This window comes from Velocimicrobium porci (assembly GCF_009696045.1).
In the GTDB taxonomy this organism is placed as follows: Bacteria; Bacillota; Clostridia; order Lachnospirales; family Lachnospiraceae; genus Velocimicrobium; species Velocimicrobium porci.
Genome location: NZ_VUMT01000016.1, coordinates 18351 through 41858, shown reverse-complemented (window position 1 = coordinate 41858; position 23508 = coordinate 18351). Strand labels below are relative to the sequence as shown.

At 38.3% G+C, this 23508-nt stretch carries 21 protein-coding genes; all 21 read left to right on the top strand.

Annotation, left to right across the window (positions count from 1 at the left end):
* The first annotated feature begins 436 nt into the window (after window positions 1-436).
* The 21 genes from FYJ58_RS10710 (at window position 437) to FYJ58_RS10615 (ending at window position 23371) form a co-directional block, all read left to right on the top strand.
* Entirely contained in the window at window positions 437-1873 is a 1437-nt protein-coding gene (locus tag FYJ58_RS10710) for a hypothetical protein (protein ID WP_154519720.1), read from the top strand.
* The gene (locus tag FYJ58_RS10705) at window positions 1860-2192 is read left to right on the top strand and encodes a hypothetical protein (protein ID WP_154519719.1); all 333 of its coding nucleotides are present in this window, start codon (window positions 1860-1862) and stop codon (window positions 2190-2192) included. The genes FYJ58_RS10710 and FYJ58_RS10705 overlap by 14 nt, the downstream gene beginning before the upstream one ends.
* The gene (locus FYJ58_RS10700; protein WP_154519718.1) at window positions 2193-2414 is read left to right on the top strand and encodes a hypothetical protein; all 222 of its coding nucleotides are present in this window, start codon (window positions 2193-2195) and stop codon (window positions 2412-2414) included.
* Complete coding sequence (locus FYJ58_RS10695) at window positions 2350-2856, top strand: JAB domain-containing protein (RefSeq protein ID WP_154519717.1); 507 nt, start codon at window positions 2350-2352, stop codon at window positions 2854-2856. The genes FYJ58_RS10700 and FYJ58_RS10695 overlap by 65 nt, the downstream gene beginning before the upstream one ends.
* Before the next feature lie 109 nt (window positions 2857-2965).
* On the top strand, window positions 2966-3940 hold the full coding sequence (locus FYJ58_RS10690; protein ID WP_154519716.1) for an ImmA/IrrE family metallo-endopeptidase: 975 nt from the start codon (window positions 2966-2968) through the stop codon (window positions 3938-3940).
* Window positions 3941-4033: 93 nt separating this feature from the next.
* Window positions 4034-4174, top strand: coding sequence for a hypothetical protein (locus FYJ58_RS10685; RefSeq protein WP_154519715.1), 141 nt, complete (start codon window positions 4034-4036; stop codon window positions 4172-4174).
* Window positions 4167-5201 carry a DUF5688 family protein gene (locus tag FYJ58_RS14775; protein WP_205839239.1) on the top strand — a complete coding sequence of 345 codons (1035 nt, stop codon included), beginning with the start codon at window positions 4167-4169 and terminating at the stop codon, window positions 5199-5201. The genes FYJ58_RS10685 and FYJ58_RS14775 overlap by 8 nt, the downstream gene beginning before the upstream one ends.
* 16 nt (window positions 5202-5217) lie before the next feature.
* On the top strand, window positions 5218-5577 hold the full coding sequence (locus FYJ58_RS10680; RefSeq protein WP_205839238.1) for a SpoVG family protein: 360 nt from the start codon (window positions 5218-5220) through the stop codon (window positions 5575-5577).
* Window positions 5578-5589: 12 nt separating this feature from the next.
* Window positions 5590-5844, top strand: coding sequence for a SpoVG family protein (locus FYJ58_RS10675; protein ID WP_154519713.1), 255 nt, complete (start codon window positions 5590-5592; stop codon window positions 5842-5844).
* A gap of 105 nt (window positions 5845-5949) precedes the next feature.
* Window positions 5950-7755 carry a relaxase/mobilization nuclease domain-containing protein gene (locus tag FYJ58_RS10670; protein WP_205839237.1) on the top strand — a complete coding sequence of 602 codons (1806 nt, stop codon included), beginning with the start codon at window positions 5950-5952 and terminating at the stop codon, window positions 7753-7755.
* Between the two features lie 53 nt (window positions 7756-7808).
* The gene (locus FYJ58_RS10665) at window positions 7809-9050 is read left to right on the top strand and encodes an ATPase, T2SS/T4P/T4SS family (protein ID WP_154519711.1); all 1242 of its coding nucleotides are present in this window, start codon (window positions 7809-7811) and stop codon (window positions 9048-9050) included.
* Window positions 9047-9538 carry a hypothetical protein gene (locus FYJ58_RS10660; protein ID WP_154519710.1) on the top strand — a complete coding sequence of 164 codons (492 nt, stop codon included), beginning with the start codon at window positions 9047-9049 and terminating at the stop codon, window positions 9536-9538. The genes FYJ58_RS10665 and FYJ58_RS10660 overlap by 4 nt, the downstream gene beginning before the upstream one ends.
* On the top strand, window positions 9538-11178 hold the full coding sequence (locus FYJ58_RS10655; RefSeq protein WP_154519709.1) for a hypothetical protein: 1641 nt from the start codon (window positions 9538-9540) through the stop codon (window positions 11176-11178). The genes FYJ58_RS10660 and FYJ58_RS10655 overlap by 1 nt, the downstream gene beginning before the upstream one ends.
* Complete coding sequence (locus FYJ58_RS10650) at window positions 11179-11937, top strand: hypothetical protein (protein ID WP_154519708.1); 759 nt, start codon at window positions 11179-11181, stop codon at window positions 11935-11937.
* The gene (locus FYJ58_RS10645) at window positions 11934-14222 is read left to right on the top strand and encodes an InlB B-repeat-containing protein (protein ID WP_205839236.1); all 2289 of its coding nucleotides are present in this window, start codon (window positions 11934-11936) and stop codon (window positions 14220-14222) included. The genes FYJ58_RS10650 and FYJ58_RS10645 overlap by 4 nt, the downstream gene beginning before the upstream one ends.
* 307 nt (window positions 14223-14529) lie before the next feature.
* The gene (locus FYJ58_RS10640) at window positions 14530-14751 is read left to right on the top strand and encodes a hypothetical protein (RefSeq protein ID WP_154519706.1); all 222 of its coding nucleotides are present in this window, start codon (window positions 14530-14532) and stop codon (window positions 14749-14751) included.
* A 9-nt stretch (window positions 14752-14760) separates the two neighbouring features.
* Window positions 14761-15759, top strand: a complete 999-nt coding sequence (locus tag FYJ58_RS10635; protein ID WP_154519705.1) for a hypothetical protein — start codon at window positions 14761-14763, stop codon at window positions 15757-15759.
* The gene (locus FYJ58_RS10630) at window positions 15743-18241 is read left to right on the top strand and encodes a VirB4-like conjugal transfer ATPase, CD1110 family (protein ID WP_154519704.1); all 2499 of its coding nucleotides are present in this window, start codon (window positions 15743-15745) and stop codon (window positions 18239-18241) included. Before FYJ58_RS10635 ends, FYJ58_RS10630 begins: the two co-directional genes overlap by 17 nt.
* Complete coding sequence (locus FYJ58_RS10625; protein ID WP_205839235.1) at window positions 18231-19571, top strand: C40 family peptidase; 1341 nt, start codon at window positions 18231-18233, stop codon at window positions 19569-19571. The genes FYJ58_RS10630 and FYJ58_RS10625 overlap by 11 nt, the downstream gene beginning before the upstream one ends.
* A 17-nt stretch (window positions 19572-19588) precedes the next feature.
* Window positions 19589-21037: a hypothetical protein gene (locus tag FYJ58_RS10620; RefSeq protein ID WP_154519702.1), complete on the top strand. Its 1449-nt coding sequence runs from the start codon at window positions 19589-19591 to the stop codon at window positions 21035-21037.
* Between the two features lie 3 nt (window positions 21038-21040).
* On the top strand, window positions 21041-23371 hold the full coding sequence (locus tag FYJ58_RS10615) for a VirD4-like conjugal transfer protein, CD1115 family (protein ID WP_154519701.1): 2331 nt from the start codon (window positions 21041-21043) through the stop codon (window positions 23369-23371).
* The last annotated feature ends 137 nt before the right edge of the window (window positions 23372-23508 follow it).

Genomic DNA, 23508 nt, shown 5'->3' with positions numbered 1-23508 from the left:
TGGGAGCCTTTCTTTATGCCTTCAAGCGCAACCGTGGGTTCATGCAGTCAACATATGAGTGACAACTTCTGGTCAAGTTGACCAAAGGTTTGGATTGGGTCATAGGGATACCCTATAGTGTACGACATAGGAGTACAGGATTTTCTGCCTGTAGTTTATGCAACTATAGGCGTATCCTGTTATTTGTTTTATTAGTAGAGCATTTCAACGCTTTTGAAAAAGTTTCAATTCCTGTGAAGTGGCTTGTTTACTGGGGGTGGAGGTTTCAAGAGAACTGAAATAAGGAAAAATTAAATAGTTAGTCTAAAAGTAGGCATTTCAAGGTGTTTGAAAAATTTTCAAGTAGTTTGAAATGCTTTTTTGTTTGACTTTTCTGTAATCACGATTTTCAGGCTCCAAGTAATTATTAGAGGTCAAGGAAAGGAGTGAGAAAGAAATGAAAGATAAATTAACGGCCTTGGAAAAATATATTGAGGTATATCACTTAGTTGGGACAGATCCAATAGATTTTGATTCCCTATTTCAGAAGGTAAAGGATGCTAATTTGGCAAAATCCTATAACACAAACAAGAGTAAAGCTGAAGCTCCATTTAAGGGTGAATGCCCGATGCTTGAAGTAAAGGACAATAAGACATCTTTGGATATTGCATCATTTCGAACCTTTATTGAGGACCTGTGCAAGTATGTTGGAACAGATGCAGCTGTTCTATTTACTGGCCCAGCTCCTGCGCCTAAAGGAAGGAAAGGCGAAGATCCTTTGGCGGTGAAAGTGCCTAATAAAGTAGAAAATCCTCAGTTTGCAGAATATAAGAAGCGAAACACTGAACTTAAAAATGAAGTGGCAGCACTTAAGACTGAAAAGGAAGAACTACAAAAACAACTTCTAAAGATTAAGTCAGAGAATATTCTTGCTGTTATGACGGAACCGGTAGTTCGAATAGATACTGCTTGTGTAGTGGGGAAGGATGTAAAGGAAGATATTTTTCTTCATAACGTGAGTGATATTTTTCCGGGAGAGAGGGATTGTAGTAAAACTGGTGGACGTAGAGAAAGCTTTTATCGGAAAGATGATGATAAGAACCATCTGCTTTCAGTAGAAAATGCGAAGAGTAGAATTGCTGGTCTTTTGTGCAGGTGCAAGTTTTTTGAAAAGCTTTTGGGTGATTGTGAGAATCTTGAGAAAAAGAAATCCGTTAAGGGAGAGATTACGTCAGAGAGAATAAGTGCAAATAGAAAAAAATCCATAGAGTTGTTGTTGGCTGATAAAACACTTTGTAATCAAGCAAAGTTAGCACTGTATGCCGGATGGCATGAATATCATGGAACTGAGCTTGAAGATCTTTTGAATTATGCCGGTGATCATGGACTTAATGCAGAGTATGTTATTAGGCTCTTGGAAATGCCAAATGTTGCAAATAATTATGAAAATGTTAGAGGCTTTTTGCGTCAGATTTGTAAGGCAAGTGAAGCAAGAATGAAGCGAGAGGCTGCAAAGGAATTGATAGCTGGGGAATGGTTTGTGGTTGCTGAGTATAACGATAGGCCATGTCGTTTTCAGATGCTGCCAATGGATGAGCTGATTTCATTTGAGAGGTATTTAAAGCAGGGATTGTATTCTGAAGCAGTGGCAGAACTTGATAAGTTACTTGGTACTTATAGAAAGTCTGCTTTTTTAGATGATGATCCTGAAAAGAAGCTTGTGGTAAAAAGTGCAGGTTTTCATGAGGTAAATGATGATTATTATGCAGATGCCTCGGAGATGATTCATCAGTATGAGGCGCTTACTGGAATAAATGCCAATGTGCCTATTGAAGATGACAGTACATCTGATGATTTCAAAGAATACGAGGAGGGTAAGGATGGCAGCAAATAAGAGATTGTTTTTGTCACTTTCTGAAGACGATGTGTTAAGGCTTGATTGTTTAAGGGAAGAGCTTGGAATGAATAGGTCGCAGTATATCCGTTATGTTCTGTCTGGCCAGCAAAAGTTAATTTGCCCTTCTATTAAATATATGGATGCGGTAAAGAGGCTTTCAAGTATTGACTTGTCGCTTCGGACAATTGTACTTAAGGATTCAGTTTCAGAAGAAGATAAGCTTGCAATATACAGTGAGTTACAGGAAATAAAGAAGATTTTAAGTTCGAGGGACACTTTTGGTCAAGTTGACCAGAAGTTGTCGAAGGAGGAATAGATGGTGGAACAAGAAATAAATGTAAGGGACTTATTCCGCTTTATGAATAATCATACGGAGGAGTTTTTTATACGAGTAGATTTTACAGAGGAAGGAGATATTCGTGGAGAGTCAGATAGATGTGGTATCAGTGAGGTTAGTGAAGGATGCGACGCTTATGAGCAAGAAACCGATTACGATGCCTATGGACGTGGTGGAGTTGCTTGGGCAAAATATGTGTGAATTAGATAGGGAAGTTGTTTGTGTTATTAATTTGCGTTCAGACGGTATACCGGTTAATTGTAATTTTGTCAGTATGGGGGCTGTAGATGAATGTGTGGCGCATCCAAGAGAGATATTAAAGAGTGCTATTTTATCAAATGCCAATTCTATGATTTTACTGCATAATCATCCATCGGGTAATTTGAGTCCGAGTAAATGGGATTCCATGATTACAGATAGAATGCTTAAGGTGGGTGAACTGATAGGAATACCACTCAGAGATCATATTATTGTGGGTGGAGACAATCGTTCTTATTTTAGCTTTAGAGAAAAAGGGTTGATGGAATTTGAACATGCCAAGTTGGAGGAAAATTATCAGAACATAGATCGTGATAGATTTGCAGTAGCGGAGCAATCAGCTGATGAAGCAATAACCCCTGTAAGAAGAAAAAGAAGTAGATAGACATGAAGCTCGGAGAGAAATCTTCGAGCTTTTTCTGTAATCACGATTTTTGGGCTCCAAGTACATGATGTAGATAATTTCTACAAGTCTAGGAAAGGAGGAAGTTGCTTTGAGTAAACCAAAAGTCAGTAGGGAAGAAAAAATGAGCATGATTCAGGAAAAGTTGGAGAACGGTGTTCGGGCCATATTTGAATCTGAAAATTACAAGGACTACATAAGGACGATGGCGAAGTTTCCAAATTATAGCATCAATAACTGTATTTTGATTGCATCGCAGAGACCTGATGCTTCTTATGTATGCGGGTACAAGACCTGGCAGACGGAATTTAATCGAACTGTTAATAGGAATGAATCTGGAATTGTGATTATTGCCCCGGTGAAATACAAGGCAGATGTGGATGAGCCTGTATATGATGAAAATTCGCATCCGGTGCTTGGAGAAGACGGAAAGCAGAAAACGGAAAAGGTTACTAAGGAGTTTCAGGGATTCAGACCGGCTTACGTATTTGATGTGGCACAGACAAGTGGAGAGCCACTGCCAAGTCTGGTGCATTTGCTTCAAGGCGGGGTAGATGATTTTGAGGTGATTAAGTCTGCGCTGATTGAGATAAGTCCTGTGCCTGTAACATTTGAACCTATTAATAGCGGTGCCAATGGATTTTATAGTCCTAGGGAAAAGCGGATTGTAGTGAAAGAAGATTTGCCAGAGTTACAGACTATTAAGACATTGATTCATGAAATTGCTCATGCGGAATTAGGGCATGGAAGCGAAGAAGATAAGTTTGATCGAAAGACTAAAGAGGTCCAGGCAGAGTCGGTAGCTTTTTGGGTGGCGGCCATGATTGGTGAGGATGGCGGACTTGATACGTCTGATTATTCCTTTGGTTATATTTCGGGATGGAGCAAGGATAAGGAAGTGACAGAACTCAAGGAAAGCTTGGATTTGATTAAGGAAACAGCAGATAGTATTTCAAGCAATCTTGAAAATGCTCTTGTTAAATTGCAGGAAAAGCAAGAGACGGAAGCGAAGAGCGAAGAGTCAGTTGAAACGATGACAGAAAATAAAAGAAAAAAAGTGAGATAAATTTTTCATTATTTTCTGTAATCACGATTTTCAGGCTCCAAGTACTAAATGTAAGGAACAAATCCAACAAATAAATGAAAGGAGAAAGCGATTATGGATTATGTAACTAACGGCAATGTAATCATTGCAAAAGAAAGCAGATCAGATAAGGCAGGTACAATTCTGGCTTATGACATGTATCTTGCAAAGAACAGAAAAAGCGGTAAGAGAAAGGAGAAAGAGAAACATGCTTAATTTTCAGGAATTTCAGGAGTACGTTCAGATGAACCTTCACGAGGTTTTATCCGATGAGTACAAGAATGTGGTAGTAGCACTTAATGAAGTATCAAAGAACAATGGTACAGTCCTTCACGCGGTAACAGTCAGACCGGAGGGGTCAAACATTGCACCAAATATTTATCTTGAGGGATTTTTCAAGAAGTACGAAGAGGGTGCAGATCTTGATATTGTACTGGGTGAAGTCGGAAGAGTGGCAATGGAACATATCAATGCTCCAGATGAATTTGCTTCTATTGGAAAGGATTTTCAGAACTTTGATTTTGTGCAGGATAAGATCATCATGGTAGCGGTAAATGCTGAAAGAAATAGAGATCTTCTTGCTAGCGCGCCTCATATGAACAGAGAAGATTTGGCTCTCATTTATAAGGTGATGCTTGGTAATAATCTTGATGGAATGGCTACAGTCACCATCAAAAATGAGCATATGGCTATGTGGGGAGTTACTGCAGAAACCATTCATGAGCTTGCAATGAAGAATACTAAGGAAATTCTTCCTATTACGGTTCAGTCGATGAATGAAGTTATGAGAGAGATGTTTTCCAAGGATGGAATGCCAGACGAGATTGCAGAGGCGATGTTTGCAGATATGCCGGCAAACCAGCAGATGTATGTAATCTCGAATACAGCAAAGGTTAATGGTGCAGCTTCCATGTTTTATGAGGATGCATTATCTGGACTTGCTGAAAAGGTAGGAACGGATCTTTTTATTCTTCCATCATCTGTGCATGAGTGCATTGCAGTATCTACAGATATGGGAACACCGGAATCTTTAGCTGAGATGGTTCAGGAGGTAAATGGTACTCAGGTAGCTACTGAGGAACAGCTTTCAGATCATGTTTATAGATATGATGCAAAGGCAAAGACAATTTCCCTTGCAGATACAACTATTGAACAGCTTGAAGCTAAGGTATCTGAGAATACTCAGAGCTATGAAGCAACACAGTCACAGGCAGAGGCAGCACGTCCTCGCCACCATAGATAGAAAGGAGATTTTAATTATGCAGGTATCAGAAGTTAGATTAAATCTGTTAAAGACAGATACTGCCGTAAAGGCAATTGGAAGTTTTGCTCTTGATGGAGCATTTGCGGTTAGAGGTGTTCGTGTTATGGAGGATAAGAATGGTCATAATTTTGTGGCCTTCCCTTCCAGGGAAAAGCAGGACGGTTCCTATGAGGATATTGCATTTCCATTAAGTAAGGAATTATATGCATCCATTACCGGTGCGATTATTGACGAGTATAAACAGCAGGTGGAAAAGCAGGAGCAGGCGCAGAATCAGGAGGCTTCACAGGAACAGACCCAGACAGAGGCAGAGAGCGCAGCCGCACCTGCTCCGAAGAAAGGAAAAAGCAGATAAGGAGAGTGTTTTATGCAGGTAACAGAGGTTAGACTTACAAAAGCACCGAGTGAAGATAGTTGCTTAGCTTACGGGAGCTTCACGTTGGATGGTGATTTTGTGGTCTGTGGAATTAGGGTGTTAAAAACAAAGGATGGAAACCTCTTTGTGGGTTATCCTTCCAAACAAAATAGCCGTGGTGAATATAAAGATGTGTGTTTTCCTATGGCGAGATCACTTAGAGAGGACATTTCCGTAAGGGTTCTTGAAGAGTATGAGAAACTTTAAATTAGGTTATTGTTTTATGATTTGTCATATGTATTTTCCTCTATCAGGTAGCCGTCCAGTAATGGGCGGCTGCTGTTGTATATGGGGAAAAAGAAAGGGGGCGACATGGCAGAAGGTATAGTAATTAAAATTTGGAATGTTAAAGCAAGTAGCAGTACAAGGTCAGGAGCGTCACAAATTCAAAGTTCTATTGATTATATTGAAAACCCGGAAAAGGTTTGCATCAGGATAGCAGACTCATCTCAATTTCAAATGGGAAATGAGCTTACTTATGTGATGAATGATATTAAAACGGTGGATGGTCTATATGTTGGAGCAAGACATATTACAGACATTAAAAATGCGACAGAAGAGATGATGCAGATTAAGGAGTTTTATGGAAAGTTAGATGGGCGAGTTGCAACTCATGGTGTTATTTCACTTGATGTTACAGAGTCTGATCCGAAAAATGCAGGGAAGCTGATGTTATTACTTGATGAGCTGATGCAGAAAGTATTTCCGGATAACCAGGTGGTGTACGCGGTTCATACCAATACAGAGAATCTTCATATTCATTTTATTTTGAATACTGTAGGGCTGTATGGAAAGAAAATTCATATGGACAATGATTTTATGAGTAAGGTATTGGAACCAGCGGTTAATGAATTGGCAGAGAAATATGGATTTACTCCTAATGAAAAGTGGAATAGGAAGAAGAGGCTAGAGGATATTCCGCTTCCACAAAGAAAGATGATTCTTAGAGGGCTTATAGATAATGCCATTGAGCAGACAGATGATTTTGCTGCTTTTATTGCATATCTTAGAGCGGATGGTCTTACGGTTAATGTAGGTAAGAATCTGTCACTACAGATGGATGGAATGCAAAGGGCAATGCGAACAGGACAGCTTGGTAAGAATTATACGATAGAAGGTATATGTCAAAGATTATCTACGAAAATGGATCCATTGGTATGGAAGTCTATATCTGAGGAAGCCCATTATATTTCTGAAAAAGAGATGTTGTTATTTACTCCAAGTAAAATGAAAAACTATTCGGATATGAATCAGGACGAGAAGAAAGAAGCTGTGCGTATGCTTCGTCTTGGTAGAAATCCGTGGGAAGAAACAAGGAATGATAACTGGCAGATTCAAAGAATGAGTAAGCAACTAAATGAGATAGGTTATGTTTATGAGCTGGTCCATTATTATTCAAGAGGTGTAGATAATGCGGAGCTTGCTCTTTCAGATATCATAAGTAGAAGAAAAAATTTATCAGAAGAAAGAAAAGAAATCCGTGAAAACTTAAAAGCATATAAGCCTATTATTTCTATTTACGAGGAAATGAAAAAGTATATGATTCGGGCATATTTATATGATGCTTATGGAAGGACTGAGTACATTGAAGACTTCAAAAGATATCAGGAGCTGTCTGATAGGCTGATGAATATTTATGGAAAAAGTGTAGAGGAAGTAGCAGATTATATTGCTGATCAAAAGGCACAGTTAATTTACGCAAAAGCGCAGGATACTGAGCTAAATGACCAATATAAGATTATCAAGAATTATTTAGATAATAAGAAGTTTGAGGTTGACGAGAGAGGTTTATCTTTCTTTAAGGCGGTTGGTCATAGCGAAGCAAAGCGTGAAGCGAGAGAATATGGAATCTTTGCAAGTGATATGAAATATATTACCGCTAAGGATGTAGAGGATATTATTGTCCGAGTTGTTACAACCCCTGATGTAATTGATGGGAAAAATACAGTAACAACTACAGTGACGGTTCTTACAAATGATGAAAAAGTAGTAAAAGAAATATCTTCAAAATACCTTGATGCAAAGGCTTTTAATGATGCCTTGTTTGAATTATCAACTGAATATGATTTAAGGGAGTGCCAGACGCACAGAAAAAATATCAGAAAAAATGCTCTTTAATTCTGTAATCACGATTTTCAGGCTCCAAGTACATTGTAGGAGGCGAGAAAAGAATGCAGAAATTAGATTACAAGAAAAAGGCATTAGGGGCTCCGGTTTTGAAGTCCAACATTTATAATGTTGATTCTTTATTCCGAAAAGATGAGCTTACTGATATGTTTCTAAAGCTGAAGGCAAACGTATGTGATTTGAATCCTGCTTTAGTAACGAAGTGTATTACCGGTACTGAGCAGGATTTTATTATGCTCATGAATCGTGCTAAGGAATTTATTGAATTCAATTTTGAAAGAGCAGGTCCTGAGGTAAAGAGGCAATTGCTAGAAATGTTTCAGCAGTGTGTATTTGGTTATTATGTACTGACACCGTTAATTATCGCTAAGGATGTTTCGGATATTAAGGTGCTAGGGTTTGACCACGTTGTAGTAAAGGCTAATGGTGAAAGATATGTGACCGATGTTAGTTTTTTTAGCGAGGATGACTATAGATCTTGGTATGAGAGAATCCATAGAATTCACAGGCTAGGACGAGCAGAGGAATTTGCGCTTGGGCATTGTACTGATAGAAAAGGTGTAGATGCATTTTATCTTAGAATCGATGTGCAGCATTCCTGTATTACTTCTACGGAGAAGAATAACATTCATATTCGTAAAATGCCAAAGGAAAAGCTGACTTGGGATTATCTTAAGGAAAATGGAATGCTGGATGATGAAATGATGGAGTATCTGGCTGACAGAATTAATGCAGGATATGGTTTTCTGATTTCAGGACGAGGTGGTTCAGGAAAATCCACATTGCTTAACAATATGGTTGACTGGATTCCGTTCAATCAATCCATTCTTGTTTCTCAGGAATCAGACGAGCTTTACAGCAATGTTCACCCTCAGATTCAGTTTGAGCATACCATGACTGTCAGAAAAAATGATGTGGTTACAGATTTCACTCTGGAGGATGAGCTTAGGTTAGGACTTTTGCAGGATATTGATAATTTCATTATCGGGGAGATTAAAGGCGGAGAAGCACTTCATGTGTTTACTACAGCCATGAGTACCGGTGCAAGATTTTTTGGAACAATTCATTCCAATGATGCAAGAAGTTCTGTAACGAGACTGGCGCAATGTGCAAGGTATGTGTCGGATTATCCTATGGAAACATTGGAAGAGATGCTTACCTGTATGCCATTTGTATTAATTCACATGAGCCATTTTTCCATAGATGAGATTGTTGAGATTGATGGATGGGATGGAACTAATCGTAAATTAAAATTCGCACAGGTTTATAGAAAGGAACAGTTATGAATGTAGTGATTTTTGCGGTGCTAGCAATAGTTACCATTGCTTATTTGATTGTGGCATCGGTTATGGATATAAAGGAACGAATGATATATGTGTTTCCGGCGATGGTGTTGCATATTGCGTGGAGTTTTTATTTGCTGTTTGCGAGTGAATACAGTGCAGATTTTATAAGCATATTTTGGCTTATAAATTTGATTGTATATCTGATTTTGAACAAATTTAAAATCTGGGGAGCTGGAGATAGCGATATGTTTTTGCTTTTTGGAAATATATGTCTTGCGTCTGGTCTGATGACAAACGGATATGTAGCTGCAATAACTGAATGCTTGTATCTATGTGCAGGTCTTGGTGTGTCAATTGGTATCAGTCGAATTGAGGCCGGAATCAAAAAAGAAGATATAAAACTGAAACGTGAGGTGGCAGTTGTGCCAGGAATTGCACTTATTATGTGTGTTCTTTTAATGAAAGGGTTTATTTGGAGGGTAATGTAATGGATGAAATACAGCTTATAGAAAAACTACTCCCACAGATGGCAGAGGTTATGAATATTCTGCCGGGAGAAGAATTTCGCATGAAGGATAGTGATACGCTTTTGATTCTTCAAAGGCGTATGGAAAAAAGTGATCTTTGTATGGAGCTTTGTGCATTCAATGAGCTTTTTACAGAAAAAGGAGGTTGTACTCTTCATAGAATACGTGTGGCTGCAATTGCATATGTCAAAATCAGACTTCTTGTTGAGCAGAAACAGGTAAATTTTGATAAGAAGAGCCACAGATTATTGTTCAAGGAGCTCAAGGTTCAGTACACAAAGATTGAAAATATTATTCATCTTTCTGAGGTTAATGCAATGATGGCTAGTGATTATCAGAAGGAAAAAATAGAACTTACCCTGGAAAAGCATAAGGCATTGTTGGATGCTTTGAAGATTGAAATTGATTCATTAGAAAGCAGATTTGAACGTATGCCTGTTGAAGAAGATGAAGCAGAGTCAGCAGGAACTAGTGAAAAAAAGCAACCAAAGGAAAGTGTCAATAATTCGCATAAATTGACGAGGAGCAATCCGCTTAGTGTCATTACAAAAAAGATTCATGACGCTAAGGACAAGCAGATTATTGATGAACAACTTAAAGAAGTTGAGAAGGAACAGTCGGAAACAAGATGTGAGGAAATACCTTTTTATGATAGGAGCCTCACATTCACGGAAAGATTTGAGTGTAAAGATATTCCGGCATACAGCATTTTAAAGCGGAGAAATAATTATTATTTTGGGCTCACGAGAAACATTAGTAAAACCACCTATGACAATGAGGATGCATCTCTGATTGAGCTGACGAAAGCGAATGAAGAGTTTTTACAGTTTATGACAGAGAATCTATTGTCTGAGGAATATGAGCTTTCTGTTTTTAATGAATCTGAAAAGGAAGCTTTGAAGATGTATTTCAATTTTGTTTCTGGATGCTTCAAGAAACATATAGGTGTAACGCTTACCGTGCAGGAGTATCTGGAATTTAAGAGATATTACAACAAGCTGATTTTACGTATGTTCGAGTTAGAGAAGAAGCAGAAGGAAGACTATTACAAAGCATTAATATTGGCAGATTGCTATATGTCCTACATGGATGGATATGACCTGAAATGTGTGGATGATGAAGAGACAATTATCGCCAATATAGTAAAGGAGAAGCATGGAAATTATATCGATGACCTTAATCTTATTATGGACAATCATATTTGTGATGAAGATGCGAGGGCTGATTTAGCAGAACTAAAAAGGAAAATCTCTGAGTTCAATCTGCCTGAATGCACGGAGGATTTTCCTGTAGAAAAAAATAGTGAAGCAGAAGTACTTCCGTTGCAGACAATGGATATGTATCACTTGACACAATTTGCTCAGATGCCGCGGATGTACGGTATGCCTATGATGCCAATGGGTGTCAATCAGGGTGTGATGCAGATTGTGATTCAGATACTGAATAAGGACAGAGAAGTGGTAGATGAAGCCCTTTATGCAGGAAGTAACATAGGACAAGCTCTTTATGATTACCAGAGTAAGAGTGGATGTATTAAACGTCTTGGCTTTAGAAACAATGGTCAGGACATATTTTGCAAAGAAGAAAAGGAGATGGTTTAGATGAAGAAAGGAAAGATAGTAATTATGATGATAGCAATTGCAATCGTATTTATAACCGCCATTCTTATGGCAACTTCGTATGATAATAAGAAGAAGACAGAGGTTAGTGGGCCAGATGATGTAATCATTGATGATCTCGTATATCGAGAGGAAATTAAGGATACTCCGGAGAAGGTATTTGCTAATTATGAAAAAAACTTAAATGAAGCATCTAATGTTCTTGTGGAAAAAGTTATTAGAACTTCAGTGGAAGAAGCTGATGGTAATTATAGTACAAATTATGAAGTGTATGTAGTGTCTAATGTTGATTTAGTTAAGAGAAGTGATGACACAGAAGATTTTACAGAAGCAGTTTCTGCCAAGGAGTATGATGATGAATTGATTAAGCAGGTAAGCTTTAGTGATGGCTTTGGATTTTCTTATCAGGGTCTTAATGCGGTTGGTATCTATGAAACTTTGATAGATATTGAAGGTTTTGCTGTAAATGTAAATGATGTTTTTTTGGACGAAGACAGAACAAAATTAACCGGTCAAAATAATTATATTATTAACGATGATAGCCACATTATCGAGAAACTTTTACCTGATTATGAGAGTAAAGACGTTATTGAGAAAAAGGCATATTTTCAGACCATTAAGGAAGGAAACATGGAGATTCCGGAATTTTTTGTAGCTGTAATCAAATATCGTGAAGGAGATCAGATTATCGAGAAAAGCATTTATCTTCAGATATCTGCCAATAAATGGGAGGTGGTATGATGAATAAGTTTATGAAAATTATAGCAGGGGCAGTGTGCAGTTTGGCACTGCTCCTGTCTGTAAGCACAGTTGCATATGCAGATGATATTGGAGCTGGAGGAACAGGAGAAGGCGATGGATCAGGCGGAAGTAATGTATACACATTTTCATATTTGTATGATGCGGGGAGTGATTCGATACAGCTTCGAGTTGATACAAAATATCCTTTAAAATCATTTGGAAATTCGACAACTCATACGTATACAAGTCCTTCGGATAATATCACCTTGTATACACAGTATCCTCAACTGGGAAGTTCCCTTGATGGTGCTATCTCTAGTATGATTTCTCAAGGCGGATATAACTTTACGGTAGCAGAGGTAAAGTCAAAATTGAATGACCTTGGTTATTATGATAAGGGTAATGGGGTATGGAAATATAGTGGTGGATACTTAACGTATATATCTGCAACGAAGATTAGACCAGAGCCTAAGAAACATACAGTTGCATATAATGCAAATGGTGGAACTGGTTCCCCAGGGAATCAGACTAAAATAGAAAATGTTACTTTGACGTTGTCATCAAAAAAGCCAACAAGAACAGGATATAGTTTTCAGTATTGGACAGCGAGTATTGGTGGCACTTATTATCCAAGTGGTTCCTATACTCATGATCAGGATGGTGGAACTGTTACCATGTATGCGAACTGGAAGGATGATATAGCTCCAAATTGCAGTTCTTTTACAGCAGTTCCTAATTACTGGAGCGCAGGAAATGGTACGGTAAGCTTTACGGCAAGAGATCAAGGAACCGGCTTGGCATCAGTGAAATTACAACGCTATTCGGATGTCAGCAAGTCATGGTCTGATATAAAGACCTGGAGCTATAATGGCACGACTGATGCCCAAAGTGGAAGTTATACGGAAACCTCAGAAGGTGTATTTTATTATAAGATTACAATAAAAGATAAGGCTGGAAATACTACTACTAAGACATCAAATTATATCTATCTTGATCATAGCAACCCTGTAATTCATGGAACAGAAAATACGGTAACTAGTTGGACGAAGACAGCACCTGTTATTAGTGTAACTGCAACAGATTATTTGTCAGGCACAACATACAATGGGTCAGGCCTAAAAACTCTTGTAATAAAGAATTCATCAGGAAGTGTAATGGCGTCAGGAGTCAATAGTGCCAGTTATACACTTAGTGATGCTTACCAGGGAACTTATACTTGGACTATTGTAGCAACGGATAATGTAGGACATACTAGTAGTAAAACTGTCACAACGAGATTTGATAAAACTGGACCTGAGTGCAGTAGCCTTGTAGCGGTTCCAAATAATTGGAGTGCGGGAAATGGAACGGTCAGTTTTACCGCAAGGGATCAGTGGTCTGGATTGGCATCAGCTGTATTACAAAGATATTCCTATGTGACAGGGACTTGGTCTAATGTTGCTAGCTGGACATTTGGAAATACGACAAGTTATGTATCAAGAACTTATACGGAAACCTCAGAAGGTGTATTTTACTATAAACTTGTACTTACAGATGCCTTAGGGAACACGTCATCACATACATCAGCTACGATATATTTGGATCATAGCAACCCAGTGATTTATGGTGTAGAAAACACAGTAACTGATTGGACGAATGTGGCACCGACAATCAGTGTATCGTCAACTGATTATTTAACTGGAACAACTTATAATGGTTCTGGTCTTAAGAGTATTGTCATTAAGGATGATGCAGGAGTAACGGTTGCATCGGGAATTGCAAGTGCTAGTTATACGTTAGAAAAGAAGTATGAAGGAAAGCATACATGGACAATTGTTGCTACGGATAATGTAAATCATACGACAACTAAAACCGTGACAACAAAGTATGACTGTACGCCACCGGGTATTGATGGTACTGAGATTACTTTTGTAAAACCGGATGGAGTTACTGTTTCTGGGTATTGTCAGGACAATATTATAGAGCAGCATATTGATGATGAAATTAGTCGTAGTTCAAATGGTGCAAACTTAAGCTCTGGGGTTAAGAGTGTGATACTTTATAGAGTAACTGGCAGCAACAGAGAGGTAATTCGAACGGACAGGACGCAGAAAACATTTGCAGCATCTGATACGCATTCATATTTTGATATGTATTACGAGATTACTTCTGATGAAAAGACAGTGAGCTATTATGAGATTATTGTTACCGATTTTGCAGGTAACAGGGTTAAGAAGAAGCTTACTAGTCAGTATAGTCTTCTTAGCTGGTTCCATACCAGTATTGATAGAAGCACTTATGAATAAGACCCAAATTGTAGAGTCCCCTCCTGGGAGTTCGGGCAAGGAGGGCTAGGGTGGTTCGGAATGGTACCAAAAGAAAACAGAACAAAATTTGTAAGATTAAAAAATAATAATGAACCTTGAAAGTGGCGAAAAATCAATGCTTATGAGGTAAAGGTCTCCAGGAATGTAAAAATTCTTGGAGATTTTTTTATGTTTTTTCTGTAATCACGATTTTCAGGCTCCAAGTACTTAATGTAAGCGATGAGAAATGAACTTAAAAACTTCAAAGAAGTCGCCTGCAAATACGTAGGAAAGGAGAAAAAGTCGTATGAAAAAGCTTAGAAACAAGATTGATTCTGCAATCATCGGAGCAAAGTGCCGTCTTATGGAAAAGAGAGAAGGAAGCGACCAGCTTATCGTAATGTTCATCATTATCGCAGTAGCAGCAGGTATCGCAGGACTTCTTTATATCTTTGGTAAGGACACATTACTTCCAAACATTCAGAACAAACTTACAACTTTGATCAATCAGTGGTTTAACCACGCATAAGGAGGACTCATGGGAAAGAACGCAGGTGAAAGAGCAATTCTCCGCGAAGAAAAAAGACTTGCAAAAGAGAAAAAGCGCCAAATAGAACAGGCTAACAAAATGCTCATTCCAGTGAGCAAGAAGACAAATCAGTCATTGGGAATCATTTCATTTGATCCAGAAGGAACCTTAAGGCTTCAAAATAATCGCTGGCTTCGAGTGTTTGAGGCAACGGAAGACACCTTATGTCAGATGGCAAAAGCAAGCATCAAATTAAGCGGAAGAATGCGAATTACCATGCACATGAGCGAAATGAGTGGCAGGGCAACCTGCCACATTTCCCTTATGGAAACCGGAGAAATTTATGAGGAAGTCAGACAAGATTTTAAGAAGGATGAGGACGTTCTTAGATGTATTTGCAATATGAAGCAGTTATCTGTGGATGAAATTATGAGTGAAATCGCAGCAAACTTCCTTCTTGATATCAGGTTTTCATATGCATCATATGTGCGTGGCAACAAGGATTGGGAGAAGGAATGCTTCGCGAAAGTAACAGAAAATACTTCCTTTTTTATTTCTGGAAGAAATTATGGGGAAAGCTTTATTACGCTTTCGTTACCAACAAAAGCAAGGGCAGGACTTGTAACCAAATTAAAAAAATTAGGATGTGAAATATTTCTTGGGGTTGATATGAACGCATTATCTGTAGAAGAGCAAAGCGATTTTAACAGAAATCTTGAGAAGAAATATAACCAGAGATTATCTGGTGGAGATACGGACGATTATGTGAATGGATCCGTAATGCTTGTTATTATCTGTGATTCAGATGATGCAAGAAAGATTGTAAAGCAGACAGTTTCTTCAATACTTGAGGGGCACGACTTGATGCCAGCATCAGCTTATGGAATGCAAGGACTTGTGTATCACAGTCTTCTTGGATTTGGGATAAAAGATGCCAAGGTAATGAGAAACGTCAATGTAAATGTATTAGAGGCAATGTTTGGAGGTGAAGATGATGAAAATGCCTAAGTCGAAGTATGAACAGACAAAGGTTCCAGATGAACCACTTGTAAAGGAAATGACTTCAGTTCAGGATATTTTCTCCATTATTAGCATTGATGAATCAGGAATTTTTGAATTGCCGGAGAGAAAGTTTTCCAAGCTTTATGTGCTTAGTGATATCAACTTTGCCGGAGTTACCGATGAGGAGCAGAAAGCAATTATCATAAACTTCTCTAAGGTACTTAAAACCATACCATGCCGATTTTCTTATTCTGTAGCAAATGAGCATGTGGATGAAAAGAAATTCCATGAGAAGATTCTATATCGTATGAAACACGATGAATATGATTCCTTAAGAAAGAGCTACAACAAAATTATTAAGGATAAGGTTAGTGATGCAAAGCAGGGATTATATCAGACCATATATTTGACGCTTACGATTAAAGCAGAGGATATGGTGGATGCCAAGGGAAGCTTCGGTTCTATTGAAAGTGCTGTAAGAAGCGCCTTTGTTGGAATTGGTGTAAATGGTATTCAGGGATCTGTTATGAGAACCGTTGGTATTAATGAGAGAATGCAGCTTTTATTCAATCTTACTCATGTAGGAATTGATTCAGAGTATGAATTTGATTTTGAAAGTGAAGTGGCTGCGAAGCATGATTGGGTAAATATCTTATCACCGGCAAGTATCCGTTTTGAAAATGAGCATTTTGTAATGAATGGTCAGGTCGGAAAGGTTTTCTATATTCATGAATATCCTAAGAGCTTGGAGAGTGATATTATTTCCGCTCTTAGTAAGATGAACTGTACAAGCTATATATCCGTAAATAACGAGCTTCTTGATATCTCTGGTTTTAAGCAGGAGATTGGAAGAAAGTATATGGCTGTCGGTATGAAGATTGAAAATGAGAAGCAGAGAAATCGTAACAACAATGATTATCTTGCAGATGCCAGCCAGAAGCTACTTAACGAAAAGGAAAAGTTAGATCAGTTTTCGAAGGAACTGGATACCAATGATGATCACTATTTTAATACAACGATGATGATACTTATCCTAGCTGAAAGCCAGGATGAGCTATCAAGAATCGAGGAAAAGCTTATGAATGCTGCATCGCTTAAGTCAGTGAAGTTAAAAAGCTGTTTTGGAAAGCAGAGAGAAGGACTTAACTCAGTTCTTCCTTTGGGAATTCAGGAATTTAAGAGAGTGGTGAATTTGTCATCAAGTTGTCTTGCGATGCTTATGCCATATAAGACGCAGGAGTTAAATGATGAGGGTGGTATCTATTATGGAGTAAATCAGCTGTCTCAGAATGTGATTTTTGCGGACAAGAAGAAGCTTAAAAACCATAATGGGTTGATACTTGGTCAGTCTGGCTCGGGAAAATCTGTATTTGCAAAATCGGAGATTATTTGTACTTTTGCAAATTTTGAAGAAGACCAGCTGATTATCATAGCACCACAGCTTGAATATAACGATCTTGCGGATGAGGTGGATGGAACTGTTATTTCCTTTGACAGCAATAAGGAAGCATATGTAAATCCTATGGATGTTGATTTTGAAGGTGTTGATTATGGAAGGCTTAGAGAAATCATATCTGACAAAGCGGATTTCATATTGTCGCTGTTATCCAGTTGCTTGAAAAGGGATATGTTGCCGGAAGAGCAGGGAATTGTAGATAGCGTAATTGAAAAGGTATATTCAGAGAATTATTCCATGAGAAAAAGACTTAATGGTATCTCTGAGGAAGAATCAGAATTTAGTGTGCCGGGATATATGAGAAGTGATGCAGTAACACTTGCTGCAGAAACTGATATGTCCAATGAAGAGCAGATTAGAGCGTATTCGCCAACATTGCAGGATGTATATCAGGGACTTTTAGATGAAGGAAGCAATTTGGCAACGCATTTGGCAGCTGCAATGGAAATCTTTGTTAATGGTTCTTTGAATCTTTTTAATCATAGAACAAATGTAGATTTGAGTAACCGTTTTATTGTCTTTGATTTATCTGGCTTAAAGGATAACCTTCGAATAACAGCTATGCTTATCATGATGGAAACAGTAAGAAGCAAGATTAAAGAAAATGCCAAGCTTGGCAGATGGACACATCTTTATATTGATGAGTTCCATGAGCTCCTTGCGGTAGAGCAGGTAGCAAGTTTTGTCCTTAAACTCTGGAAGGAAATCAGAAAAATGTCTGGTATCTTAAATGGTATTACCCAGAACATGTCGGATTTATTAAACAATGATAACGGCGGTAAGCTCCAAGCGATTTTGTCAAATACAGAGTACTTTGCACTGCTTAGTCAGTCTACGCTTGATAAGAATAAGCTGATGCAGTTTTTACCGAGCATTAGTCCGGCAATGTTTAATTTTGTGGATAATGCATCATCCGGAACAGGGCTTCTTAAGATGGGATCCATAACGGTGCCATTTGATATGAGAATGGATAAAAACAGTGAAATTTACCGCATTGTTAATACGGATGGAGGTGGAAGCTATGGGGTTTAAAGAATCCAAAGTAGCTTTCTCGTCTAAGAATAATTTCACGGATGATATGAAAAGATTTGTGGTTGATGAGGCAGCAAGATTTACTACTGACAGTAATGAAGCTGCCTCAGCTTCGTTAGACGAGATGGCAGAAAAAGCAGTTCGATTCTCAGCTGAGAAGAACAAGAGATCTGTTAGTGAACAGAAACAGATAATAGCTGAGATTAAGGACAAGAAGAAAGAACTTAAGGAAAAATCAATCCATCCATCAGAAGGTGAGGTTTCTGGTAATCCGTCTTACTATCAGGAAAAGGTGGATGTTTCTCATTCTCGTTCTTTATCAGATGAAAATGCAAGGCTTGAATCTAGTAATACAAAGCCTGATAAGGTGAGCTTTGAGGAAAAAGAGGAAGTGTCTGAGAAAACCTTTAGCAGAGATAGCGAAGATAGATTTTCAGATGATTCAAAATTTGATAAGGAAGCTAAGAAAAAGGATCTTGATAAAAAGCAGGATTTGGCCAAGAAAGAAAAGGCGAAGGAGCAGAAAAAGGCAGCATCAAAGACGTCTGTTGCTACATTACTCAGAGCGAAAAAAGACATGTCTAATGATCTTGTAAATGATAAGTCTACAGGTAATGCATTTGCAGATGGAGTGTCTGGTCTTTTAAAGACCTTTGTGGATTTTATTAATCCTATGCGCTGGGTGAAATCACTTATGGCAAAGCTTGCAGCGATAGTTGCACCATATCTTGCTATTTTTATGGTAATAGCAACTGTGGTCATGATTATTGTGATGTTTATCTTTTCGGTATTACAGCCTTTAAAAGCAGTTAGTGATGCGATTACCGGATTTTTATCTTTCTTCTCGTCGGAGCCAGATGTATTTATCAATAGCTATATGACGGATGATGAGATTAATGACATTGTGGATTCAATTACTTGTGATGAAACACAAGAAAAGGTTGTTAGATATGCATTGAGTAAGGTGGGATATCCGTACAGTCAGGCAAATAGAACAAGTGGTTCTGCGTATGATTGTAGTTCGCTAGCGTACTACGCATGGAATGATGCGGGTACAGATATAAGCTATGGTTCAGGCTATCCTCCGACAGCAGCTGAAGGAGCAAGAGTTTTAAATGAAAAAGGTAAAACATTAGACACGATGGATTTAAAGCCCGGAGATCTGATTTATTACGGTGGTAGCAGTAATGGAAGATATATGGGCATTTATCATGTGGCAATTTATATCGGAAATGGTTATGCAGTAGAAGCATTGAATGAAAGTAACGGAGTTGTATATCAAAAGCTTCGTACAAAGAATGCCATTATGGTCGCAAGACCGAACAAGTAGAAAGGAGAGATGAATTTATGGCAGATGAAATTTCACAGGTAGTAGAGATGGAATATAAGGGAGTTTACTATCTTTTTAAGGGAAGCAAGGCGATGATTGCCCTTATGGCAAAGGCTATTAAAGCACTTACAGATCGTCATCATACTAAGTATTTGAATAAACCGGGAAACTGCGATTGGAAGAAGATGCAGGAGATTTCCAAAGGAGTTCCTCCTATTTTGGAATTTCCAAAGGAAATGTTTGAGGAAAAAGTTATCCGTATCGAATCGGACGGAACCAAGATTATGAAGTCCGATTTTGATTTGTATTGTGAGAAATATAATCTCAGATACTGCATCATGCCAGACCTTAACCCTAATGATGATTATATTCCTGTAGCGGTACCTGCTCAGGATGTAGGAATCCATAAAGAGCAGATTAAAGCAGTTATGGAGAGACGAATTAGTGGGGAAGAGGATAAGGACAAGGTTCTTGACGCAAAGATTGTTATGGCAAAAGAAAAGATTGCTAATGCAACCAGTGATGTTGAGCGTGAAGCTGCAGAAAAGGAGCTTGCGATGTTACTTGATGCTAAGAGCGAAAATGCAGATTTACTTAAGGAATCCAAGGAAAAGATGGAGCATGAAAATGAAATCGATTTTGCAGAGTACTTAAAGCAGGGAGAAGGAAGTCTTTTTGAAAAAGATCCTGAGAAGGCTTTAGCACAGGAAGAGGTGTGTGGCATCGTTCGAGAGTATACGCCGTATGATTGTATGTGGCCTGTAAGGGATGAAGATCATGTGCCGGAAAGTGGCGAGGTATTTTACAGTCAGACTACCAGCGATGAGAAAATCCATATGATTAAGCGTGAGTTTAGAAAAGACGATACAGGTCATATTTATTCGGAGTACAAGGTGCGTATGCCTGGAAGCTCTGAAATTAAGATTTTCTCTGATTATGGTCTTAGTAAAGAACAGTGGAAGAAACAGATTCCGGCAATGCTTAAAGAGGCTGGTCTTGAAAATGGTCAAAAGACTGCTGTTGTTCAGTCAGAAGAACGTTTCAAGAAGTATCAGGAGTATGTAGAAGCAAATTTTAGAAAGGCTTCTGAGGGTGAGACACCAAAAGAAGCAAGTGAGTGTAGTAGCGAAGAAGCGAAGGAATTTGTTAATGCTCATAACAGAAGTGTCTCAGATAAAACGGATTATGAGGAAACCTTATATTCTACAGTTGCAGTTCCTGTAGCAAAGCTTATGCCGGATGGAGAAGAAGTGATGTGCATGGAAATATCAGAAGGTCTTGTAAAGGGTGTAATGATTGAGTCAATGGATTCTAAAACAGCCAAGGTTTTTATTAAGGACGACGCAACATATTCTGTGACAAAGCATGATGGAACCACAAAAGAAATGAAGGGTTCTGATATTGCAAAGAGTGTAACAGATTCTGCAAAGGAAGCGATTTCGAAAGTCGCAGGAAGGGGAAGATAGTCTATGGGTAAGAATAGTGGAACATCCCTTAAGAAGCATACCAGAACATTAAAGGAGACATTGATTATCTATGGAATAGGTACGGTTATTTGTATTTATCTTGGATTTTTATGTGGAGCTGTATGGATGCCGGAAAATGACTTGTGGGAGTTTATGGCAAACTTTAATGATTTCATTATTCTTAAGCACCATTTCTTGGTAGGGGTTACGAAAGCGACCCCTATCTTTATTGGTGTCTTTTGGGTAATGTTTTCCATGATTTTTATTATTATAGCAACCAAATTTGAACATCCATTTGCTGGTCAGGAATATGGTGTTGCCAAGTGGGGGAATGCAAAGGACTTTACAAGGCAGTTTGCGAATCATGACCCAGATAATGAGATTGAGGTTGTAACAGGCGATGCGGGTATTTCAGAAAAACTTACAGTAAATTGTAAGAATTACTGGCTGGCGGAAGGAGTGTATTTATCAATCGATAATGTTAAGACATCAAATCTTAATATGCTTGTGGTAGGACCTCCAGGTTCAGGTAAGTCATTTCGACTTGCACGTCCGATGCTTAGTCAGCTCTGCGGTAATTTTCTGGTCACGGATCCTAAGGGCGAGCTCTATAAGCAGACAGGGCAGTATTTTGAAGATAACGGATATGAAGTAATGGTCATGAATGTTGAGTCGGAAGAAGGAATGCCTATGAGTATCCATTTTAATCCATTCCGTTATATCAGAAATGAGTCAGATATTATGTCCATTGCAGGTATTCTTATGAAAGCAACAACTCCGCAGGATGAAGCTGGTGGCGGAAATGACCAGTTCTTTGAGCAGAGTGCGGAAGTACTTCTTACTTCACTTATCTATATCATGAAGGAATATATTGTAGAAGACGAGCGAAACTGGGCAACCTTTGTAAAGCTCCTTAATGCAACTACAGTATATACAAAAGCGGATGGATCGATTGATAACAGACCTGGTGGAATTTTAGATATTGCAAAGAAAGCTCAGCTTAAGTGGAAGAAATCTCATGATTCGGATTTTCCTGGCTATGTTGCAATTGAAAAGTATTATAACGGTGCAGCGGAAACAACATCATCCATTGTTGCCAGCCTTGATGCGCATTGCAGATATATGAAATTGCAGTGTGTTATTGATTTGTTATCTGAGGATGAAATTAAGATTAGTGAAAGCTTTGGCTATTCAAAGCCGACAGAGCAGTCAAGTACTGGTAAGAGAATATTATTCATCGTTACATCAGAAGATAAGCGATACTATGACTGGATTCCAAGTATGGTGTATTCGTTGTTCTTTGATGAGCTATATCACCTTACAGCAATTGATCCCAAGCTGCATGAGACGTTGCCTCATCATCTGACTTTTCTTATGGACGAATTTGCCAATGTTACATTGCCGGATTCCTTTGTAGAAAAGCTTTCAACAATGCGAAGCAGAAATATGTCGGCTGTGATTATTGTTCAGAACTTGATTCAGCTTAAGCGAAAATTTCCTAAGTTTGATATGGACAAGGACTTAATTGGTAACTGTTCAATTATTGATATTTTAGGTGCCCCCGATATGGATTCCTGCGAATATCTTAGTAAGCATTTTGGAACGCAGACAATTCATAAAGCCAGTGATTCAGATGCGAAGGATTATAAGGGAAGTAGCTCACGGTCAGAAGATGTTATGCAAAAGCCGCTGTTATCTGCAGAAGATATCTTTGCAATGAAGAAGGATGGAGAGTGTGCCATTGTTATAAAGGGTGCTGATCCATTATTTGAAACAAAGTGTCGTATGGAAAAGACACCGTTTGTGAAGCTTCTTTGCAGAAAACATAATCCGTATGATCCAAAGAAGACCAGACAGAAAAGAGAAATGTTTAAGGCGGAGAACTCATCCTTTTTCCTTTGCGGGGAGGTTGCTGAAGCTCAGGCAAAAAAGATAAGGGAAGCAGGTAGTCCAATTATCAGACTTACTGAAGCCGATGTAAATAATCTTATTCTTGCAGGGAAGATGGATGCTCCGGTAACAACATTAAAGCTTACAGAAGCAATGCAGAAAACCTTGCATGAAAATTATGAAAAATATGTAGATGAGCATTCTAACATTCCTGTGGATTTTTCAATTTACAAGGATAAAGATGATGACAGTATGGAGGCAAGAAACAGATATGTCAGACGAGCAGAAACGGTTCAAAACCTTATTCAGGCGGGATATACAAAGGCGCAGATTAGGTTTTTATATGAGCTTATTATGGCAGACTATGGTGCAGACAGAATACAGAAGATGTTCCCGACTGATTGTACCATCGATGAAATAAAAAATTTTGCAAAAATATTATAGATAAAATTTGATGACAAACCAAGTACAATATGATATACTATATTGCATCAAATTAACAAATAAGGGCATATATTATACCATAAAATTTATAAAAGTCAATACTGTATTTTTTGCTGGCTGTTGCATATAATGTATGT

What these genes read in the sequence shown, in the direction of transcription:
- FYJ58_RS10645 (WP_205839236.1), top strand. Translation starts at nt 11,934, where the DNA reads ATGATGAATAAGTTTATGAAAATTATAGCAGGGGCAGTGTGCAGTTTG.
- FYJ58_RS10635 (WP_154519705.1), top strand. Translation starts at nt 14,761, where the DNA reads ATGGGAAAGAACGCAGGTGAAAGAGCAATTCTCCGCGAAGAAAAAAGA.
- FYJ58_RS10700 (WP_154519718.1), top strand. Translation starts at nt 2,193, where the DNA reads ATGGTGGAACAAGAAATAAATGTAAGGGACTTATTCCGCTTTATGAAT.
- FYJ58_RS10705 (WP_154519719.1), top strand. Translation starts at nt 1,860, where the DNA reads ATGGCAGCAAATAAGAGATTGTTTTTGTCACTTTCTGAAGACGATGTG.
- FYJ58_RS10650 (WP_154519708.1), top strand. Translation starts at nt 11,179, where the DNA reads ATGAAGAAAGGAAAGATAGTAATTATGATGATAGCAATTGCAATCGTA.
- FYJ58_RS10655 (WP_154519709.1), top strand. Translation starts at nt 9,538, where the DNA reads ATGGATGAAATACAGCTTATAGAAAAACTACTCCCACAGATGGCAGAG.
- FYJ58_RS10675 (WP_154519713.1), top strand. Translation starts at nt 5,590, where the DNA reads ATGCAGGTAACAGAGGTTAGACTTACAAAAGCACCGAGTGAAGATAGT.
- FYJ58_RS10665 (WP_154519711.1), top strand. Translation starts at nt 7,809, where the DNA reads ATGCAGAAATTAGATTACAAGAAAAAGGCATTAGGGGCTCCGGTTTTG.
- FYJ58_RS10710 (WP_154519720.1), top strand. Translation starts at nt 437, where the DNA reads ATGAAAGATAAATTAACGGCCTTGGAAAAATATATTGAGGTATATCAC.
- FYJ58_RS10695 (WP_154519717.1), top strand. Translation starts at nt 2,350, where the DNA reads ATGAGCAAGAAACCGATTACGATGCCTATGGACGTGGTGGAGTTGCTT.
- FYJ58_RS10640 (WP_154519706.1), top strand. Translation starts at nt 14,530, where the DNA reads ATGAAAAAGCTTAGAAACAAGATTGATTCTGCAATCATCGGAGCAAAG.
- FYJ58_RS10660 (WP_154519710.1), top strand. Translation starts at nt 9,047, where the DNA reads ATGAATGTAGTGATTTTTGCGGTGCTAGCAATAGTTACCATTGCTTAT.
- FYJ58_RS10670 (WP_205839237.1), top strand. Translation starts at nt 5,950, where the DNA reads ATGGCAGAAGGTATAGTAATTAAAATTTGGAATGTTAAAGCAAGTAGC.
- FYJ58_RS10685 (WP_154519715.1), top strand. Translation starts at nt 4,034, where the DNA reads ATGGATTATGTAACTAACGGCAATGTAATCATTGCAAAAGAAAGCAGA.
- FYJ58_RS14775 (WP_205839239.1), top strand. Translation starts at nt 4,167, where the DNA reads ATGCTTAATTTTCAGGAATTTCAGGAGTACGTTCAGATGAACCTTCAC.
- FYJ58_RS10615 (WP_154519701.1), top strand. Translation starts at nt 21,041, where the DNA reads ATGGGTAAGAATAGTGGAACATCCCTTAAGAAGCATACCAGAACATTA.
- FYJ58_RS10625 (WP_205839235.1), top strand. Translation starts at nt 18,231, where the DNA reads ATGGGGTTTAAAGAATCCAAAGTAGCTTTCTCGTCTAAGAATAATTTC.
- FYJ58_RS10680 (WP_205839238.1), top strand. Translation starts at nt 5,218, where the DNA reads ATGCAGGTATCAGAAGTTAGATTAAATCTGTTAAAGACAGATACTGCC.
- FYJ58_RS10630 (WP_154519704.1), top strand. Translation starts at nt 15,743, where the DNA reads ATGATGAAAATGCCTAAGTCGAAGTATGAACAGACAAAGGTTCCAGAT.
- FYJ58_RS10620 (WP_154519702.1), top strand. Translation starts at nt 19,589, where the DNA reads ATGGCAGATGAAATTTCACAGGTAGTAGAGATGGAATATAAGGGAGTT.